The organism is Geodermatophilus sp. TF02-6 (genome assembly GCF_003319115.1).
Taxonomy (GTDB): domain Bacteria; phylum Actinomycetota; class Actinomycetes; order Mycobacteriales; family Geodermatophilaceae; genus Geodermatophilus.
In genome coordinates, this window is the sequence record NZ_QOHF01000018.1 from 1 (window position 1) to 19,427 (window position 19,427).

Genomic DNA, 19,427 nt, shown 5'->3' on the forward strand with positions numbered 1-19,427 from the left:
GGGGCACGGGTGGAGGCTCAGCGCATGTCGGGGACGGCAGCTGGCCGCGGGGTGGACCGGTCGCGGAGGCCCGCAGGGTCTCCCGATCGGGGCACGGGTGGAGGCTCAGCGCATGTCGGGGACGGCAGCTGGCCGCGGGGTGGACCGGTCGCGGAGGCCCGCAGGGTCTCCCGATCGGGGCACGGGTGGAGGCTCAGCGCATGTCGGGGACGGCACCTGGCCGCGGTGTCGGCCGGTAGGCCGACGATGTGATCGAGCGGCGCAGGGTCGCGTGCAGCGCGCCCGGGGTGAGGACGCCGAGGTAGCGGTCGCCGTCGAGCACCGCGACCCGGCCGGCGTCGGACTGCAGCATGGTCGACAGCGCCGTCCGCAAGTCGGCCTGCACCGGCACGGCGTCGGCGGGGACGGCGGCCGAGGCGACCGTCCCGGGCCCCGCGGCCCGGTCCGCCGGCAGCCAGCCGACCGGCCGCCCGGCCCCGTCGAGCACCACCGCCCAGTGGACGCCGGCCCGGTCGAGCGCGGCTCCGGCGTCGGCCAGCCCGTCGGCCGGCCCGACCACCGGTGGCCGCTCCAGGACGGCGGGGTCGATCGCGGTGACGACCAGCCGCTTCAGGCCCCGGTCGGCGCCGACGAAGCCGGCCACCACGTCGTTGGCCGGCCGACCCAGCAGCTCGGCCGGGGGCGCGAACTGCTCCACGTGGCCGCCGGTGCTCATCACCGCGATCCGGTCGCCCAGCCGGACGGCCTCCTCGATGTCGTGGGTGACGAACACGATGGTCTTGCGCACCGTCTCCTGCAGCCGCAGGAACTCCGACTGCAGCCGCTCGCGCACCACCGGGTCGACGGCGGAGAACGGCTCGTCCATGAGCAGGACGGCGGGGTCGGCGGCCAGCGCCCGCGCCACGCCGGCCCGCTGCCGCTGGCCACCGGAGAGCTGGGCGGGGTAGCGGTCGCCGTGGACGGCGGGGTCGAGGCCCACGGTCTCCAGCAGCTCGTCGACCCGGTCGCGGGTGCGGCGGCGGTCCCAGCCGAGCAGGCGGGGGACGGTCGCCACGTTGGCCCGGACCGTCTGGTGCGGGAAGAGCCCCACGCTCTGGATGACGTAGCCGATCCGGCGGCGCAGCCGGTCGGCGTCGACCCGGGTGACGTCCTCGCCGCCGATCAGGATCCGCCCGGTCGTCGGCTCGATGATCCGATTGATCATCTTCATCGTCGTCGTCTTGCCGCAGCCCGACGGGCCCACCAGCACCGACAGCTCCCCGGCGGCGAACGTCAGGTCGAGCTCGGCCACGCCCACGGTGCCGTCGGGGTAGACCTTGCTGACCCCCTCCAGACGGATCTCCTGGGCGGCGCCAGCCCCGTCGGCGGCCGAGGCGGCCCCGGGCAGGGCGGTGGCAGTAGCGTCCACGACGTGGCCTTCCTGGTACCCGCGCGCTGGGCGCGGCGAGCGACCCGGTGACCCGGGCCCTCGCGGCGGACGAGGCGCCGAACCCCTGGTTCAGCCCGTCGTACGTGTCCGACAACTGGCACACCATTGTGGGCTACCTGGGCCAGCACGTCAGGCTCACCGTCGGCGCGGTGCTGCTCGGCACGCTGATCGCCCTGCCGCTGGCGCTGCTGGCCCGGCGCACCCGGCTGCTGTCCGGGCCGGTGCTGGGCCTGTCCTCGGTGGTCTACACGATCCCGTCGCTGGCGATGTTCTCGTTCCTGGCGCCGGTCACCGGGCCGCTGTCGGCCACGACCGTGCTGGTCGGGCTCACCCTCTACACGCTGGTGATCCTGGTGCGGAACTTCCTGGCCGGGCTGCAGGGGGTGCCCGCCGACGTCCGCGAGGCGGCGCGCGGCATGGGGTACGGCCCGGCGCGGCTGTTCTGGCAGGTCGACCTGCCGCTCGCGCTGCCCGCCTTCATGGCCGGGCTGCGCATCGCCACCGTGTCGACCGTGGCCCTGGTGACCGTGGGCGTCATCACCGGCAACGGCGGGCTGGGGCAGCTGATCGTCGGCGGGTTCAACGCCAACTTCTACCGGGCCGAGATCGTCACCGGCGCGCTCGGCTGCGTGCTGCTGGCGCTGGTCGCCGACGTCCTGCTCGCCGGCGTCGAGCGGTTGCTCACCCCGTGGACCCGGGCGGTCCGGGCATGAGCGCCGTCGGCGACGCCGTGGTCTACCTCAACGACCCGTTCAACTGGACCCGCCCGGACGGCATCCTCGACCTGCTGGTCGAGCACCTGGCGATCTCCGCCGCCGCCGTCCTGCTCGCCGCCGTCCTGGCCATCCCCGCCGGTGTCCTGCTGGGCCGCAGCGGCCGGGGCGGTGGGGCGATCGTGGTGCTGTCCAACGTCAGCCGGGCCGTGCCCACCCTGGCCCTGCTCACCGTCTTCGCCGTGACCCCGATCGGCTTCAGCGACACCGCGACCGTGCTCGCGCTCGCCGTGTTCGCCGTCCCGCCGATGCTCACCAACACCTCCGTCGGCTTCCGCGAGGTCGACCGGGACGTCGTCGAGGCCGCCCGGGCCATGGGGATGAGCCGCGGTCAGCTGCTGACCCGGGTCGAGACCCCGCTGGCGCTGCCCCTGGTGATGACCGGCATCCGGACGGCGGCGGTGCAGGTCGTGGCCACGGCGACGCTCGCGGCGCTGGTCGGCGGGGGAGGGCTGGGCCGGATCATCAACCTCGGCTTCGGGCAGCAGGACCTCGGCCAGATCCTCGCCGGCGCGGTCGTGGTGGCCGCGCTCGCCCTGCTCACCGAGCTGGTCCTGGTGCTGGTGTCCTGGGCGCTCACCCCGGGGCCGCGCCGCCTGCCGTTCCGCCCCGCCCGGCGCGGTCCGGCCGCGGAGCCGGAGCCGACGGCGGCCGGTGTGCCGCTGTGAGGATCCGGCGTGCGGCTCGGGGGGTTCGGTAACAACCGGGCAACAGACGCCGTTCGGGCTTGGCCCCGGCCCCTCCCGCGGAGTTGCATGACCGACGCGGGGCTCCTCCCGCCAGACACGCGTCGCGGCCGCCGGCCGCACGGGACACAGAAGGCGGGCCATGCGCAAGCGTCCACACGTCCTCGCCCCCCTCGCCCTCGCCGGGGTGCTGCTCACCGCGGCCGCCTGCGGGGAGTCCGGCTCCTCGGGCACCGGAGGCGGGTCGAGCGGTGCCAACGCCTCCGGCCAGGCCTGCGCCCCGGTCGCCGGCCAGCAGCTGGTGGTGCTGGAGGACGACCAGCACCTGCAGAACGCCGACAACGTCGTCCCCGCGGTCAACGCCGCCACCGCCCAGGCCGACCCGGCCCTGGTGCCGGCGCTGGACGCGGTCTCCGCGGCGCTGACCACCGACCAGCTCATCGACCTCAACAACGCGGTGGACGTGCAGCGGCGCAGCGCCACGGACGTCGCCGCCGGCTGGGTGCAGGAGAACATCGACGCCGCGGATCTGCAGCGGGGCAGCGGGACGGTCGTCGTCGGCGGCGCGAACTTCACCGAGTCGACGATCCTGGCCAACGTCTACGCCGACGTGCTGGACGCCGCGGGCTTCGACGCCTCGGTCCGCGAGGTCGGCAACCGCGAGCTGTACCTGCCGGCGCTGATCTCCGGCTCGGAGATCCAGGTCTTCCCGGAGTACCTGGCCACCGTCACCGAGTTCATCAACCGCCAGGTCAACGGCGCCGAGGCCGAGCCGGTGGCCAGCGGGGACGTGCAGAGGACGCTGAGCGCGCTGAAGCCGTTGGCCGAGCAGGTCGGCCTCGTGTTCGGCGACCCCTCGGAGGCCGCCGACCAGAACGCCTTCGCCGTCACCCAGACCTTCGCAGAAGGGCTCGGGGTCAGCACGCTCTCGGAGCTGGCCGACGCCTGCGGCGACGGGTCGCTCGTCCTCGGTGGACCGGCCGAGTGCCCGACCCGCGACTACTGCCAGCTGGGCCTGGAGGAGACCTACGGCCTGAAGTTCGCCAGCTTCCGCGAGCTGGACAGCGGCGGGCCGTTGACCAAGTCCGCACTGCAGCAGGGAGAGGTCTCCATCGGCCTGGTCTTCAGCTCGGACGGGGCGCTGGCCCAGCAGTGACCGACCGGGCCCCGGACACCGCACCCCGGGCCCGGCGCGTGTCCCGGGTCTGCCCACTCCACCGCGGAGTCGGCAACTCTCATAGCGTTACCCTGACCGGGTGCGGGGGGACGGGGGATCGGCGCACCGGCCCCACGCCGTCCACCGCCGGTCCTCAGCCCCGGCGTCCACGAGCCTGCGCACCGCCGGCCTGACCGCGGGCGCCGGCCTCGCCGCCGCGGCCACGGTCGTGGTCTTCGTCACCGAGGACCCGCAGGTGCTGCGGCTGGCGGTCCTGGCCGCGGCCTGGGCGTTCGTGCTCGCCGCGCTGGCCGCCTCCCGCCGGGGGAGCGCCGAGGAGCACGGCGGCGGGCCGGTCGTGGCTCGGCGTGAGCACGAGCTGCAGGCGGAGCACGACCTGCGGCGCGAGGCCGAGCGGGTGGTGCGCGGTCAGCTCGACGCGCTGCGTGCCGAGCTGACCGGGGTCGCCGAGCTGCGCCGGGAGCTGGCTCGGGTGACCGGACTGCGTGCCGACCTCGCCCAGCTGGGCGCCGAGGTGGGGCGGTTGCGGGCGGAGCTGGCCGAGCAGCCGTCCGGCGAGGTGCTCATCGAGCGGATCCTGCTGCGCACCCAGTCGACCCGGACCGGCGCGGCGACCGTCGAGACGTCGGCGAACCGGACGATCGAGCAGGCACCCGAGCTGACCGCCGCCGCCCCGGCCGTCCGGGTCGAGGACCTCATCGACGGGAGCGGGAGCAGCCGGCCCGCGGAGGTCCCCGCCGAGGTCCACGCCGAGCCCGTTGCCCGGCCGGCGCCCGGGCCCCCGTGGACGGCGGTCCTCTCCGCGCCGCCCCCAGACCGGCTGGTCGGGCGGTCGCCGGGGGAGCCGCCGGCCGGCACCGGCCCGCGCCGCCGCCGCACCGATGCCGCGCACCGGTCCGCCGACGCCCGGTCCGCCGAGCAGCCGACGGTGGAGCGGCCGCTCACCCAGCGGGATCGTCCGCCGGTTCCCGGGCCGCCGGAGCCGGTCGCGCCGGCGGGTCCTCCGGAGGAGGGCTCCTCTCGGCTGGCGCAGATCCTCGCCGAGAACGGGGTCACCCCGTCGGCCGGCGGCCGCCGGCGGCGCCGCTACCGCGAGGACGACGAGGCCGACGACGTCCTCGCGCGGGTCCTCGGCCGCTGAAGAGAGGACCCTGCTGCCCCGCGCCGCTCACCCGGGGCCGCGGGCGAGCGCGCCGCCGTCGAGCACCAGCGTCTGGCCGGTGACCCAGCCCGCGCCGTCCCCGAGCAGGTAGGCCGCGGCCTCCCCGACGTCGGCGGGTTCACCGAGCCGGCCCACCGGGTACTGGGCCGCGGCCTCGGCCTCGCGGCCCTCGTAGAGCGCCCCGGCGAAGCGGGTCCGCACCACGGCCGGCGCCACCGCGTTGACCCGCACCGTCGGGCCCAGCTCGACGGCCAGCTGGGTGACCAGGTTGACCAGGGCGGCCTTGCTCACCCCGTAGCCGCCGATCAGCGGGGAGGCCTTGAGCCCGGCGACCGAGGCGACCACCAGGACCGAGCCGCCGTGCTCGGCCATCCACGCCCGCCACGCCTCCTGCACCAGGCCGAGGGTGGACACGACGTTGGTGTCGAGGATCTTGCGGAAGCTGTCCAGCGAGAGCTCGACCATCGGGCCGTAGACGGGGTTGATGCCGACGTTGCCGACCAGCAGGTCGAGGCTGCCGAAGGTGTCGACGGCGGTGCGCACGGCCTCGGCCCGGTGTTCGGCGTCCCCGGCGTTCCCGGCCACGCCGACGGCGACCTCCGGGCCGCCCAGCGCGCTCACCGCCTCGGCCAGCGCGTCGGCCTTGCGGGCGGTGACGACGACCCGCGCGCCGCGGTCCACCAGGCTCCGCGCGATGGCCAGTCCGATGCCCCGGCTGGCGCCGGTGACCAGTGCGGTGCGTCCCTCGAAGCTGCCCACGCGTCCCCTCCTGCCGTCGTTCTGTCGCCGCACACCGTAGGCCGGCGCCGGGAGTGAGCCACGCCACAGGGTGCAGGCGTTGCACCCGCCGGAGGGCGGTCACACACTCGCCTTCGACGCGTGGTCCGCGTGGCACAGCACGGTCGCAGCGGCTCCCCGCGTCGGCACGACCCGCAGTACCGCAACACCCGACGGGCTCCAACGCCGGAGTCCGCGACCTGCGAGTCCGGTACCCGCGAGGGACTGGAACGAGAGGTGCGCCCATGCCTGCCGCCCGCAGGACGCTCCGCGCTGCCGGTCTCGAGCCGGCGGCCACCGCTCCCGCCCGCCTCCGCGTCGGCGTCGTCGGCGCCGGGCGCGTCGGCGCCGTCCTGGGCGCCGCCCTCGCCGCCGCCGGCCACGACGTGGTCGCCGCCGCGGGCCTGTCCGCGGCCTCGGCCGAACGCGCCGCCCGCCTGCTGCCCGGGGTCCCGCTGCTGCCCACCGACGAGGTGGTCGCCGCCGCCGACCTGGTCGTCCTGGCCGTGCCCGACGACACCCTCCCCGGCCTCGTCGCCGGCCTGGCCGAGACCGCCGGCTGGCGCGCCGGCCAGCTGGCCTTCCACACCTCGGGTGCGCACGGGCTGGCCGTGCTCGCCCCCGCCGCGCGGGCCGGCGTCCTGCCGCTGGCGCTGCACCCGGCCATGACCTTCACCGGCGCGCCCGAGGACACCGACCGGCTCGCCGGCGCACCCTTCGGCGTCACCAGCGCCCCCGAGCACCGGGCGGTGGCCGAGACCCTGGTGCTGGAGATGGGCGGCGAGCCGTTCTTCGTCGCCGAGGCCGACCGGCGGCTCTACCACGCCGCCCTGGTCACCGGCGCCAACCACCTGGTCACGCTGGTTGCCGAGGCCGCCGACCTGCTGCGCACCGCGGGCGTCGTCGAGCCGGCCCGGGTGCTCGCCCCCCTGCTCACCGCCGCGCTGGACAACGGGCTGCGCCGCGGCGACCGCGGGCTCACCGGTCCGGTCAGCCGCGGGGACGTCGGCACCGTGCGCGACCACCTGCAGACCCTCACCGAGCGGGCCCCCGCCTCGGTCGCCGCCTACGTCGCGATGGCGCAGCGGACCACCGAGCGCGCGCTGGCCACCGGCCGGCTCAGGCGGCACGAGGGCGCTCCGCTGCTCGACCTGCTCGACGGCCACGGTCCGGGTTCCCTCGCGAGCGTGCGAGCGGAGGGCTGACCGTGGTCCTCCTACCGGCCGGCTCCCGGTGACCACCAGTACGGCGTCGTCTCCCCGCCCCACCGCCCCCGTCGTCGCGGAGACGGCTTCCGACCTGCACCGGCTGCGGGCGCAGCTGCCCGGCCCGGTCGCACTCGTCCCCACGATGGGCGCGCTGCACCGGGGGCACCGCACGCTGGTGCGCGCCGCCCGCGAGCGCGCCGGCAGCGTCGTCGTCTCGGTGTTCGTCAACCCGACCCAGTTCGGCCCCGGCGAGGACTACGACCGCTACCCCCGCACCTGGGACGCCGACCTGGCCGCGCTGACCGAGGAGGACGTCGACGTCGTCTTCCACCCGCAGGTGGACGACGTCTACCCGCCCGGCGCGCTCGGCGTGACCGTGCACCCGGGTCCGCTCGGCGGCGTGCTCGAGGGCGCGGTCCGCCCCGGGCACTTCGCCGGCGTCCTCACCGTCGTCGCCAAGCTGTTCGGGCTCACCCGCCCCGACCTCGCCGTCTTCGGCGAGAAGGACTACCAGCAGCTCACCCTGATCCGGGCGATGGCCCGGGAGCTGGCGCTGCCCGTGGAGGTCGTCGGCGTGCCCACCGTCCGCGAGGACGACGGCCTGGCGCTGTCCTCCCGCAACCGCTACCTCAGCCCGCAGCAGCGGGCCGCTGCGGTCACGCTGCCGCGGGCGTTGCGGGCGGGTGCGGCGGCCGGGCCGCAGGGGGCCGACGCCGTCCTCGCCGCCGCGCGGGAGGTGCTCGCCACCGCCCCCGAGCTGGTGCCCGACTACCTCGAGCTCACCGACCCCGACCTCGGCCCGGCGCCGGTCGCCGGCCCCGCCCGCCTGCTGGTCGCCGCCCGCGCCGGCACCACCCGGCTGATCGACAACACGGGTCTGACCCTGGGAGCCCCCCGATGATGCGCACCATGCTGACGAGCAAGATCCATCGGGCGACGGTCACCCAGGCCGACCTGCACTACGTGGGCTCGGTGACCATCGACGAGGACCTGCTCGACGCCGCCGACCTGCTGCCCGGTGAACAGGTCGCGATCGTCGACGTCACCAACGGCGCCCGCCTGGAGACCTACGTCATCCCCGGCGAGCGGGGCAGCGGTGTGGTCGGCATCAACGGCGCCGCGGCGCACCTCGTCCACCCCGGCGACCTGGTCATCGTCATCGGCTACGGCGTGATGGACGAGACCGAGGCGAGGAGCCACCTGCCCAGGGTCGTGCACGTCGACGGCGCCAACCGCGTCGTCGCACTGGGCGGAGACCCCTCGGCCCCGGTGCCCGGCGCGACGGACCACGTGCGGAGCCCGCTCGCGTTCCGGCCTCGTCCCGGGTTCCCTCGCGAGCGTGCGAGCGGAGGGCAGGACGAGGTCCTTCCGCTCGGCGTACCCGTTCGGTGACCACCGCCGCGGTCGGCGCCGTCACCGGTCTGCCGCTGCGCCTGGCGGCGCCGGCGCCCGGCTGGGAGCTGGCCGCCGACGTCTGCGTCGTCGGCTCCGGCGTGGCCGGCCTCTGCGTCGCCCTGCACGCCCGCGCCGCGGGCCTGTCGGTCGCCGTCGTCACCAAGGTGCGGGTGGACGCCGGGTCGACCCGCTGGGCGCAGGGCGGCATCGCCGCCGTGCTCGACCCCGCCGACAGCCCGGCGGCGCACGCCCGCGACACCGAGGTCGCCGGGGCCGGGCTGTGCGAGCCCGACGCGGTCCGCGCGCTGGTCGGCGAGGGGCCCGACCGGCTGCGCCAGCTGATCGGCTGGGGTGCGGCCTTCGACCGCGACCCGTCGGGCCGGCTGCTGCTCACCCGGGAGGGCGGGCACTCCGCCGACCGCATCGTGCACGCCGGCGGCGACGCCACCGGCTCCGAGGTGCAGCGCGCCCTGACCGACGCCGTCCGCGCCGACCCCGGCGTCACCCTGGTCGAGGACGCGATGGTGCTCGACCTGCTGACCGACGCCGAGGGCCGGGCGGCCGGGGTCACCCTGCACGTGCTGGGCGAGGGCAGCGCGGACGGCGTCGGCGCGGTGCGCGCCCGCGCGGTCGTGCTGGCCACCGGCGGCATGGGCCAGGTCTACGCCGCCACCACCAACCCCGCGGTCTCCACCGGGGACGGCGTCGCCCTCGGGCTGCGCGCCGGCGCGGTCGCCACCGACCTGGAGTTCGTCCAGTTCCACCCCACCTCGCTGTACCTGGGCCCGGGCGTGCGGGGGCAGCAGCCGCTGGTCAGCGAGGCGCTGCGCGGTGAGGGCGCCGTCCTGCGCGACGGGGCGGGGGAGCGGTTCATGCTCGGCGTGCACCCGCTGGCCGAACTGGCCCCGCGCGACGTGGTGGCCAAGGCGATCACCCGGGTGCAGCTGCGCGACGGCGTCCCGCACGTCTGGCTCGACGCCCGGCACGTGCCCGGCCTCGCCGAGCGGTTCCCGACGATCGTCGCCCGCTGCCGGGAGGCCGGCATCGACCCGGTCACCGAGCTGGTCCCGGTCACCCCGGCGGCGCACTACGCCTCCGGCGGGCTGGTCACCGACCTGGCCGGGCGGACGACCGTGCCCGGGCTCTACGCCTGCGGGGAGGTGGCCTGCACCGGCGTCCACGGCGCCAACCGGCTGGCGTCGAACTCGCTGCTCGAGGGGCTGGTCTTCGCCGCCCGCATCGGCGCCGAGCTGGCCGAGCGGTTGCCGCCGCCCGCGCCGGTCGAGCCGCGGCAGGCCGCACCCTCCGGGCTGCTCGACCCGGCCGGCCGCCGGCAGGTCACCGACACGATGTCCGCCCGGGTGGGCGCGCTGCGCAGCGGCGCCGGCCTGGCGGAGGCCACCGACGTGCTGGCGGCGCTGGCCGCCGGGCTCGGGCCGGGTGTCGCACCAGGGGTGCAGAGCTGGGAGGCCACCGACCTGCTCACCGTGGCCGGCGCCCTGACCACCGCGGCGGCCGCCCGCGAGGAGACCCGCGGCTGCCACTGGCGCGAGGACCACCCCGACGCTCGGGACGAGTGGCGCGTACACCTCGACGTCCGGCTCGACGACGACGGGCGGCTGCGGCTGACCCGCCGTCCGGTGGGCCTGCCGGTGGTGGAGCCGTGGTGAGCGACCCCCGCGACCTCGCCGGCACCGGGCTGACCGAGGCCTGGGTGGACGAGCTGGTCGAGCGCACGCTGGCCGAGGACCTCACCGGCGGCGCCCCGCTGCCCGCCGCCCCCGACCTCGCGGTGGCCCACGACGTCACCAGCGCGGCCACCGTGCCGGCCGGTCAGCTGGGCACCGCGGACCTGGTGGCCCGCGCCGACGGCGTCCTCGCCGGCCTCCCGGTCGCCGCCCGCGTCTTCACCCGGCTCGCCCCCGGCGCGACCCTCACCGCGGGGGCGGCCGACGGCGACCGCGTCGCCCGCGGCGACGTGCTGCTCACCGTGCGGGGGCCGGTGCGCGCGCTGCTGGCCGCCGAGCGCAGCGCGCTCAACACCGCCGCCCGGGCCAGCGGCATCGCCACCCTGACCCGCCGCTGGGTCGACGCGGTCGCGGGCACCGGCGCCGTCGTCCTCGACACCCGCAAGACCACGCCGGGGCTGCGGCCGCTGGAGAAGTACGCCGTCCGCTGCGGTGGCGGGTCCAACAAGCGCATGGGCCTCTACGACGTGGCGATGGTCAAGGACAACCACGTCGCGGCCGCCGGCTCGGTCGCCGCCGCGGTGGCGCTCGTGCGCGAGCGGGCGCCGCGGGTGGCGGTGCAGGTGGAGGCCGACACCCCCGCCCAGGCCGTGGAGGCGGTCGAGGCCGGGGCGCGGTTCCTGCTGCTGGACAACATGACTCCGGCCCAGCTGCGCGAGGTGGTCGCGCTGGTCGGCGGCCGGGCGGAGCTGGAGGCCACCGGCGGGCTCACCCTCGCCGTCGCCCGCGAGGTGGCCGAGACCGGCGTCGACTTCCTGTCGGTGGGGGCGCTGACCCACTCGGCGCCTGCCCTCGACCTCGCCCTCGACCTGCGGGCGGGCTGAGGCGTGCTGCTCACCGTCGACGTCGGCAACAGCCAGACCGTCCTGGCCACCTTCGACGGCGACCGCCGGGTGGGCTGCTGGCGGGTGACGACCGCTCCCCGGGCGACCGCCGACGAGCTGCGCATGCTGTGGCGCGGGCTGCTGCGCGACACCGTCGTCACCGGCGTCTCGGCCTGCTCCACGGTGCCCGCGCTGCTGCCGGCCCTGCGCCAGCTGCTGGACTCGCTCGAGGTGCCGGTGGTCCTCATCGGCCCGGGGGTGCGGACCGGCGTCCCCCTGCACGTCGACAACCCCCGCGAGGTCGGCGCCGACCGGGTGGTCACCGCGCTGGCCGCGCACGAGCTGTTCGGCCACCGCCCGGACGGCGGCACCCGGCCGGTCGTCGTCGTCGACTTCGGCACCTCGACCAACGTCGACGCCGTCGGCCCCGGCGGGCAGTTCCTCGGCGGGGCGCTGGCGCCCGGCGTCGAGGTCAGCCTCGAGGCGCTGACCGCCCGCGCGGCGCAGCTGCGCTCGGTCGAGCTGTCCGTGCCGCCGCAGGCGATCGGCAAGAACACCGTGGCGGCGCTGCAGTCGGGCCTCGTGCTCGGCTTCGCCGGCCTGGTCGACGGGCTGGTCGCCCGGATCGCCGCCGAGCTCGTGGCCCAGTTCGGCGCGGCGCCGGTCGTCGTCGCCACCGGCGGGCTCGCCCCCCTGGTCGCCGACAGCTGCCGGTCGATCGCCGAGCGCGAGCCCGACCTCACCGTGCACGGGCTGCGGCTGGCCTTCGAGCGGCACCAGGCGGGTGCCCGTCTCCCACCCGTCCGGCGATCACCGGCCCCGTAGGCTGGTCCTTCGTGAGCGAGGAACCCCCAGGTCCGCCCGACGACGTCCCCGAGCAGCTCCGGGTCCGCCGGGCGAAGCTGGACCGGCTGCGTGCAGCCGGAACCGACCCCTACCCGGTGGCCGTGGCGCGCACGACGTCCCTGGCCGAGGTCCGCGCGGCCCACCCCGACCTCCCGCCCGACACCACGACCGGCGAGAAGGTCGGCGTCACCGGCCGGGTCATCTTCTCCCGCAACACCGGCAAGCTGTGCTTCGCGACGCTGCGCGAGGGCGACGCCGAGCTGCAGGTCATGCTCTCCCGGGACCGGGTGGGCGAGGAGTCGCTGGACGCCTGGAAGGCCGACGTCGACCTCGGTGACCACGTCTTCGTCGAGGGCGAGGTCGGGACGTCGCGGCGCGGGGAGCTGTCGGTGTTCGCCGACTCCTGGCAGCTGACCGCCAAGGCGCTGCGGCCGCTGCCGGTGGCGCACAAGCCGATGAGCGAGGAGCTGCGGGTCCGCCGGCGCTACGTCGACCTGATCGTGCGCGACGAGGCCCGCCGCACGGTGCGGCAGCGGGCCACGGTGGTGTCGACGCTGCGCGCCGGGCTGACCTCGCGCGGCTACCTCGAGGTCGAGACGCCGATGCTGCAGACGGTGCACGGCGGCGCGGCCGCCCGCCCGTTCCGGACCCACATGAACGCGTTCGACCTCGACCTCTACCTGCGCATCGCGCCCGAGCTGTTTCTCAAGCGCTGCATCGTCGGCGGCCTGGAGCGGGTGTTCGAGATCAACCGCAACTTCCGCAACGAGGGCGTCGACAGCACCCACTCGCCGGAGTTCGCGATGCTCGAGGCCTACCAGGCCCACGCCGACTACCAGGTGATGGCCACGCTCACCCGGGAGCTGACCCAGGAGTGCTGCGCGGCGCTGTTCGGCGACCACGTCGCGCGGCACAACGACGGCACCGAGATCGACCTGTCGGGGGAGTGGCGGCAGGTCCCCCTGTACACGGCGGTCTCCGAGGCCGTCGGCGAGGAGGTCACCACGGAGACGCCGCTCCCGCGGTTGCGGGAGGTCGCCGAGCGCCACGACGTCGGGGTGGATCCCGCGTGGGTCCCCGGCAAGGTGGTCGAGGAGCTGTTCGAGGCGCTGGTCCAGGACACGCTGCAGGCGCCGACCTTCGTCATCGACTACCCGCTGGACACCTCCCCGCTGACCCGCGCGCACCGGTCGACGCCGGGGCTGGCCGAGAAGTGGGACCTCTACATCGCCGGCGTCGAGCGGGCCACGGCCTACTCCGAGCTGGTCGACCCGGTCGCGCAGCGCGAGCGGTTCACCGCTCAGGCCGCGATGGCCGCGGCGGGCGACCCCGAGGCGATGGCGTTCGACGAGGACTTCCTCGAGGCCCTGGAATACGGCATGCCGCCGACCGGCGGTCTGGGCATGGGGATGGACCGGCTGATGATGACGCTCACCGGCCTGGGAATCCGCGAGACCATCCTCTTCCCGCTGGTCCGGCCGCTTTCGTCGTCCTGAACCGGCGCGGCTCGCTCTCACTCCATTGTGGGTTCCTCGCCTGAAATGTCGCTGAATGGTCTATCGTTCGGAGCGGCAATGGCACGACCCCGTACGGGGTGTCACACCGCCCCGAATGGGGGCCACGACGAGACGTGAGGAAGTGGAATGGCGCGCAAGGTCCAGGTGATCCTCAGCGACGACCTCGATGAGAATGTGCCCGCTGACGAGACCGTGAGCTTCTCGCTCGACGGCACCAACTACGAGATCGACCTCTCGGAGGAGAACGCGCAGGAGTTGCGCAACGCCTTCTCCCGCTACGTGCAGGCCGCTCGCAAGGTCAGCCGCGGCGGCGGCCGCGCCTCGGGCGGCGGTCGATCGCGGGCGACCGGTGGCGGCGGCCGGATGGACCGGGAGCAGGCGAGTGCGATCCGCGAGTGGGCCCGCAAGAACGGTCACGCGGTCAGCGACCGCGGGCGCATCCCGGCCAGCGTGGTCGAGGCCTACGAGGCCGCGCACTGAAGGAAGGACCTCCCTGCCCCCCACCGCTCGCAGGCTCGCGGCGGGACCCTTGCAGGCAGGCCGCCGTCCCCCTCACCCTTCGCAAGCTCAGGGTGAGCCTCCGCACGGGGCCTCCCCGTCCCCACCCGGCCCCGTCCCGGCCGCCTCCCGGGTCCCGCCCCGAGCTTGCGAGGGGTGGGGAAGAGGCGGTCCTTCCACCGAGCTCGCGAGGGGTGGGCAGGACGGGGCCGGGACCCTGCAGGGCCGCCGGCGTCGTACGCCGGCGGCCGGGCACGGGCAGGGTCGTTGGACCCTGGGGGTTCCGGACGGATTGGTGACGGTTGGGGCATGAGCCAAGGAACGGCCGACACCACCACGTCCGGCGACCCGTGGACCGGCGCGGACACCCGTCCCCAGGCGCCGTCCTTCACCGCCACCCTCGACCAGGTCCACGGCGTCGTCCGGACCCGCGGCCACCTGGACGCGCTGGCCGCGGACCTGCTGTCCGGCAGCATCGTCGCGCTGCAGCGGCAGGGGCACCGGGAGCTCACCGTCCAGCTGCGGCCCCTCGCCACGATCGACGCCGACGCACGCCGGCTGCTCACCGACCTCGCCGGGCGGCTGGCCGTCGACGGCGTGCGGCTGACGTTCGAGTGAGGCCGGGGCGCGCGCCCGCCGCGGCAGCGCCCCGCCGTCCGCCCGCCGACCGGGGGCGCCGGCCGTGACCGCCGAGCGCTCCGAGAAGCGCGGTCGCTGGACCGTCGGGGTGGACACCGGGCAGCCGCACGCGGGGTCCGGGACGTCGGCGTCGGGGCCGGTGAGCCGGCTGCACGCGGTCGGCGGCGCCGGCCTGATCGCCGGTCGGGCTCTCTGGCTCTCTGCCTCACCCCTGTCACCCTGCTGGACCCGGCCCACTGGAGCTGGCCCGACGACGGCGACGAGGCGTGGCCGTTGTGCTGGGTGTGCCTCGCGCTGACCTGCTGACCGGACCTGACACGCCGTCCACCGTGGGTGGGGCGGGGCCGGACCCTGGGGGAGGTGCGCCGCGGCAGGCGGGTGCTCACCGTCCGCTGTGGGTGGGGCGGAGCTGGACTGCTCGGGGAGGTGCGCCGCGGCAGGCGGGTGCTCACCGTCCGCTGTGGGTGGGGCGGAGCTGGACTGCTCGGGGAGGTGCGCCGCGGCAGGCGGGTGCTCACCGTCCGCTCTCGGCGTAACCGGCACGGAACACCGGTCGGTCACCATCGGTTGGACCGTGCAGCTCCTCTCCTCCGGTCCGGCCGCGTGCCGACGGAGGGTCGGAGTCCGCGACTACAGTGGAAGACTGGTGCCCCCGCGCGCCGACGGACGTCGGGTGCTCCTCCCCATCGCGGGGAGGGCAGTGCCGGACCAGCCGGTCAGAGGAGAAGCAGCAGATGTTCGAACGGTTCACCGACCGAGCCCGCCGCGTGGTCGTCCTGGCCCAGGAAGAGGCCCGGATGCTCAACCACAACTACATCGGCACCGAGCACATCCTCCTGGGCCTGATCCACGAGGGTGAAGGCGTCGCGGCCAAGGCGCTCGAGTCCCTCGGCATCTCGCTGGAGGGCGTCCGCCAGCAGGTGGAGGAGATCATCGGGCAGGGCCAGCAGGCACCGTCCGGGCACATCCCCTTCACGCCGCGGGCCAAGAAGGTCCTCGAGCTGTCGCTGCGCGAGGCGCTGCAGCTCGGTCACAACTACATCGGCACCGAGCACATCCTGCTCGGCCTGATCCGCGAGGGCGAGGGCGTGGCCGCCCAGGTCCTGGTGAAGCTGGGCGCCGACCTCAACCGCGTCCGCCAGCAGGTCATCCAGCTGCTCTCCGGCTACCAGGGCAAGGAGCCGGCCGCCGCCGGTGGCCCGGCCGAGGGCACGCCGTCGACCTCGCTGGTGCTCGACCAGTTCGGCCGCAACCTGACCCAGGCCGCGCGCGACTCCAAGCTCGACCCGGTCATCGGGCGGGCCAAGGAGATCGAGCGGGTCATGCAGGTCCTGTCGCGGCGGACCAAGAACAACCCCGTCCTCATCGGTGAGCCCGGCGTCGGCAAGACCGCCGTCGTCGAGGGCCTGGCCCAGGCGATCGTGAAGGGCGAGGTCCCCGAGACGCTCAAGGACAAGCAGCTCTACACCCTCGACCTCGGCGCGCTGGTCGCCGGCTCCCGCTACCGCGGTGACTTCGAGGAGCGGCTGAAGAAGGTCCTCAAGGAGATCCGCACCCGCGGCGACATCATCCTGTTCATCGACGAGATCCACACCCTCGTCGGGGCCGGTGCCGCGGAGGGCGCGATCGACGCCGCCAGCATCCTCAAGCCGATGCTGGCCCGCGGCGAGCTGCAGACCATCGGCGCCACCACGCTCGACGAGTACCGCAAGCACCTGGAGAAGGACGCCGCTCTCGAGCGGCGCTTCCAGCCGATCCAGGTGGGCGAGCCGACGCTCACCCACACCATCGAGATCCTCAAGGGGCTGCGCGACCGGTACGAGGCGCACCACCGGATCAGCATCACCGACGGTGCCCTGGTCGCCGCCGCGACGCTGGCCGACCGGTACATCTCCGACCGCTTCCTGCCGGACAAGGCGATCGACCTGATCGACGAGGCCGGCGCCCGGATGCGGATCAAGCGGATGACGGCTCCGCCGGACCTGCGCGAGTTCGACGACCGGATCGCGGCCATCCGCCGCGAGAAGGAGTCGGCCATCGACGCGCAGGACTTCGAGAAGGCCGCGTCGCTGCGCGACAAGGAGAAGACCCTCCTGGCAGAGAAGTCCGAGCGCGAGAAGCAGTGGAAAGCCGGCGACATGGACGTCGTCGCCGAGGTCGACGACGAGCAGATCGCCGAGGTGCTGGCCAACTGGACCGGCATCCCCGTCTTCAAGCTGACCGAGGAGGAGACCACCCGTCTCCTGCGCATGGAGGACGAGCTCCACAAGCGCATCATCGGTCAGGAAGAGGCCATCAAGAGCGTCAGCCAGGCGATCCGGCGCACGCGGGCCGGCCTCAAGGACCCGCGCCGCCCCGGTGGCTCGTTCATCTTCGCCGGCCCCTCGGGTGTCGGGAAGACCGAGCTGGCCAAGGCGCTGGCCAACTTCCTCTTCGGTGAGGACGACGCGCTCATCCAGATCGACATGGGCGAGTTCCACGACCGCTTCACCGTGTCGCGGCTGGTGGGTGCCCCTCCCGGCTACGTCGGGTACGACGAGGGTGGCCAGCTGACCGAGAAGGTGCGGCGCAAGCCGTTCTCGGTGGTCCTCTTCGACGAGATCGAGAAGGCGCACGCGGACGTGTTCAACACGCTCCTGCAGGTGCTGGAGGACGGCCGGCTCACCGACGGCCAGGGCCGGATCGTGGACTTCAAGAACACGATCCTGATCCTCACGACCAACCTCGGGACGCGGGACATCTCCAAGGCGGTCGGCCTCGGCTTCCAGGCCGGGAACGACAGCCAGTCCAACTACGAGCGCATGAAGTCGCGGGTGAACGACGAGCTCAAGCAGCACTTCCGGCCCGAGTTCCTCAACCGCATCGACGACATCGTGGTGTTCCACCAGCTGACCGAGGACGAGATCATCCAGATCGTCGACCTCATGCTCGCCCGCGTGGAGAGCCAGCTGGCGAACAAGGACATGTCCCTCGAGGTCACCCAGGAGGCCAAGAAGCTGCTGGCCGCCCGCGGGTTCGACCCGGTGCTGGGTGCCCGGCCACTGCGGCGGACCATCCAGCGCGAGATCGAGGACGCGCTGTCGGAGAAGATCCTCTACGGCGAGCTGACCGCCGGTCAGATCATCGTGGTGGACGTCGAGGGCGAGGGCCCCGAGCAGCGGTTCACCTTCCGCGGCGAGGCCAAGCCGATCGACCTGCCCGACACCCCGCCGGTGGCCCTCTCCGGCGGCGACGAGGAGGGGTCCGCGGCCTCGGCCGAGCAGTAGTAGTAGTAGGACCCCGTCCTCCTCACCTCTCGCACGCTCGGGGTGAGCCTCGGGACGGAGTCGGACAGGGGCCGTTCCCCGCCCGAGAAGGTGGGGGGCGGCCCCTTCGTCGTCTGTCCCCTCCCCAGGTATGGGAAGCGATACCCGCGTCAGAGCGCCCCTGACGCGGGTATCGCTTCCCATACCTCGCCGGGCCGTCCGCCTGCTGGCGGGGACAATCCTCTCGTGACGTTGGGCGAGCACCCGAGACGGACGCCGGTCTACGGCGGGCTGCTGATCGTGACGGCCATGGTCGGCGCCACGCTGGTGTGGACCAGCGGCCTGCCTGGCGGGCTGAAGGCTGCGGCCCTCGTGCTCGCCCTCGTGGCCGCGGTCGCCGGCTGGTTGATGACCTTCCGCGACCTCAGCAACCCCCGCCGCCGCCCACGCCGTCGTTGATCATGGGGTTGTCGCGGGCGACACGCGGGGACACGCCGCAGGAGAGCGCAACAAGCCCATGATCAGCTGTGGCGGGTCGGTCGGCGGGGTGCGGCGGCGATCACGCGGGGAGGCGGAACCGGCCGTCGGGCGTCTGCTCGACCAGGCCGTCGACCAGCAGCGAGTCCAGGCAGCGTGAGCGCTGGACGGCGTCGGCCCAGGCCTCGTCCAGCAGACGTGCCTCCACCGGGCCCGGAGCGGCCCGCAGGACGTCGAGCAGCCGGCCACGAGCTTGACGGTCGGTCCCGGCGAAGGTCTGCACCCTGCGGGGCGGTCCGTCGGCCGCCGGGTGGCCGGCCAGCCGCCAGGCGCAGCTCTCCCGCACGGGACAGACCCCGCACCGCGGCGTGCGGGCCACGCACACCAGCGCGCCGAGCTCCATGGCCGCCACCGAGAACCGCACGGCCCGCTCCGGGTCGGCCGGGGCGAGCGCCGCCACGTCGGTGAGGTCGGTCGCCCGCGCGCTGCCTGCCTCGGCCCGCCCGTGCACCAGCCGGGCCACGACCCGCCGCACGTTGGTGTCGACCACCGGTTGCGGCCGGCCGTGGCCGAAGCAGGCGACCGCGCGGGCGGTGTAGGTCCCGACGCCTGGCAGCGCCTCCAGCGCCGCGACGTCCGCCGGGACGACGCCGCCGTGCCGCTCGGTGAGGGCCAGGGCGGTCTCCCGCAGCCGCAGCGCGCGGCGCGGGTAGCCCAGCTTGCCCCAGGCGCGGATCACCTCGGCCGGGGAGGCCGCGGCGAGCGCAGCCGGCGTCGGCCAGCGGGCCATCCACTCCCGCCACACCGGTTCCACCCGGGTGACCGGTGTCTGCTGCAACATCACCTCGCTGACCAGCACGGCCCACGGGTCCACCTGCGGCCGGCGCCACGGCAGGTCGCGGGCGGCGGTGGCGTACCAGTCGACGAGGGCCTCACCGAGGTCGCGCCCCGAGGCCGGGAGGGTGCGGGCCGTGCTGTCCACGGGGTCCCAGTGTGCCGTCCTCTCCGGGCGGCGTGCCGGTGCAG

Annotated in this window: 18 protein-coding genes; 15 read left to right on the plus strand and 3 right to left on the minus strand. The window is 75.0% G+C overall.

The annotated features are described in order from the left end of the window. Positions 1-193: 193 nt before the first annotated feature. Positions 194-1,408, minus strand: a complete 1,215-nt coding sequence (locus tag DQ238_RS16005) for an ABC transporter ATP-binding protein (RefSeq protein ID WP_199506394.1) — start codon at positions 1,406-1,408, stop codon at positions 194-196. A gap of 47 nt (positions 1,409-1,455) precedes the next feature. On the opposite strand from DQ238_RS16005, the gene DQ238_RS16010 reads away from it, so the two are divergent. From DQ238_RS16010 to DQ238_RS16025, 4 genes are all read left to right on the plus strand, one after another. Continuing rightward, positions 1,456-2,142 (plus strand): ABC transporter permease, encoded by a 687-nt coding sequence (locus DQ238_RS16010; RefSeq protein WP_113782272.1) that lies wholly within the window; start codon positions 1,456-1,458, stop codon positions 2,140-2,142. After that, entirely contained in the window at positions 2,139-2,870 is a 732-nt protein-coding gene (locus tag DQ238_RS16015; protein ID WP_113782355.1) for an ABC transporter permease, read from the plus strand. The genes DQ238_RS16010 and DQ238_RS16015 overlap by 4 nt, the downstream gene beginning before the upstream one ends. A 160-nt stretch (positions 2,871-3,030) precedes the next feature. Continuing rightward, the gene (locus tag DQ238_RS16020) at positions 3,031-4,044 is read left to right on the plus strand and encodes a glycine betaine ABC transporter substrate-binding protein (RefSeq protein ID WP_113782273.1); all 1,014 of its coding nucleotides are present in this window, start codon (positions 3,031-3,033) and stop codon (positions 4,042-4,044) included. Between the two features lie 100 nt (positions 4,045-4,144). Beyond that, a complete protein-coding gene (locus DQ238_RS16025; RefSeq protein WP_113782274.1) occupies positions 4,145-5,206 on the plus strand; it encodes a hypothetical protein in 1,062 nt (353 codons plus the stop codon). Positions 5,207-5,233: 27 nt separating this feature from the next. Here the strand turns inward: DQ238_RS16025 and DQ238_RS16030 are convergent, their stop codons facing one another. Further along, positions 5,234-5,986, minus strand: coding sequence for an SDR family oxidoreductase (locus DQ238_RS16030; protein ID WP_113782275.1), 753 nt, complete (start codon positions 5,984-5,986; stop codon positions 5,234-5,236). A 263-nt stretch (positions 5,987-6,249) separates the two neighbouring features. Here DQ238_RS16030 and DQ238_RS16035 point away from each other — a divergent pair, with 263 nt between their 5' ends. The 11 genes from DQ238_RS16035 to DQ238_RS16090 all read left to right on the plus strand — a co-directional run bounded on the left by DQ238_RS16035 (position 6,250) and on the right by DQ238_RS16090 (position 18,383). Next, a complete protein-coding gene (locus DQ238_RS16035; protein WP_113782276.1) occupies positions 6,250-7,209 on the plus strand; it encodes a Rossmann-like and DUF2520 domain-containing protein in 960 nt (319 codons plus the stop codon). 28 nt (positions 7,210-7,237) lie between these two features. Further along, positions 7,238-8,113, plus strand: coding sequence for a pantoate--beta-alanine ligase (gene panC, locus DQ238_RS16040; protein WP_113782277.1), 876 nt, complete (start codon positions 7,238-7,240; stop codon positions 8,111-8,113). 8 nt (positions 8,114-8,121) lie between these two features. Next, the gene (gene panD, locus DQ238_RS16045; RefSeq protein ID WP_305037572.1) at positions 8,122-8,604 is read left to right on the plus strand and encodes an aspartate 1-decarboxylase; all 483 of its coding nucleotides are present in this window, start codon (positions 8,122-8,124) and stop codon (positions 8,602-8,604) included. Next, positions 8,601-10,277 carry an L-aspartate oxidase gene (locus DQ238_RS16050; protein WP_113782279.1) on the plus strand — a complete coding sequence of 559 codons (1,677 nt, stop codon included), beginning with the start codon at positions 8,601-8,603 and terminating at the stop codon, positions 10,275-10,277. Before panD ends, DQ238_RS16050 begins: the two co-directional genes overlap by 4 nt. Beyond that, entirely contained in the window at positions 10,274-11,179 is a 906-nt protein-coding gene (gene nadC / locus DQ238_RS16055; protein ID WP_233496014.1) for a carboxylating nicotinate-nucleotide diphosphorylase, read from the plus strand. The genes DQ238_RS16050 and nadC overlap by 4 nt, the downstream gene beginning before the upstream one ends. Before the next feature lie 3 nt (positions 11,180-11,182). Next, on the plus strand, positions 11,183-12,004 hold the full coding sequence (locus DQ238_RS16060; RefSeq protein ID WP_113782280.1) for a type III pantothenate kinase: 822 nt from the start codon (positions 11,183-11,185) through the stop codon (positions 12,002-12,004). Between the two features lie 11 nt (positions 12,005-12,015). Next, positions 12,016-13,521: a lysine--tRNA ligase gene (lysS, locus tag DQ238_RS16065; RefSeq protein WP_113782281.1), complete on the plus strand. Its 1,506-nt coding sequence runs from the start codon at positions 12,016-12,018 to the stop codon at positions 13,519-13,521. Positions 13,522-13,668: 147 nt separating this feature from the next. After that, positions 13,669-14,022, plus strand: coding sequence for an Lsr2 family protein (locus DQ238_RS16070; RefSeq protein WP_113782282.1), 354 nt, complete (start codon positions 13,669-13,671; stop codon positions 14,020-14,022). A 327-nt stretch (positions 14,023-14,349) separates the two neighbouring features. Continuing rightward, complete coding sequence (locus DQ238_RS16075; RefSeq protein ID WP_113782283.1) at positions 14,350-14,658, plus strand: hypothetical protein; 309 nt, start codon at positions 14,350-14,352, stop codon at positions 14,656-14,658. 755 nt (positions 14,659-15,413) lie between these two features. Continuing rightward, positions 15,414-17,945 carry an ATP-dependent Clp protease ATP-binding subunit gene (locus DQ238_RS16085; protein ID WP_113782284.1) on the plus strand — a complete coding sequence of 844 codons (2,532 nt, stop codon included), beginning with the start codon at positions 15,414-15,416 and terminating at the stop codon, positions 17,943-17,945. Positions 17,946-18,170: 225 nt separating this feature from the next. After that, complete coding sequence (locus tag DQ238_RS16090; protein WP_113782285.1) at positions 18,171-18,383, plus strand: hypothetical protein; 213 nt, start codon at positions 18,171-18,173, stop codon at positions 18,381-18,383. 100 nt (positions 18,384-18,483) lie between these two features. On the opposite strand, the gene DQ238_RS16095 is transcribed toward DQ238_RS16090, so the two are convergent. Continuing rightward, positions 18,484-19,383 carry an A/G-specific adenine glycosylase gene (locus DQ238_RS16095; RefSeq protein ID WP_113782286.1) on the minus strand — a complete coding sequence of 300 codons (900 nt, stop codon included), beginning with the start codon at positions 19,381-19,383 and terminating at the stop codon, positions 18,484-18,486. Positions 19,384-19,427 lie beyond the last annotated feature (44 nt).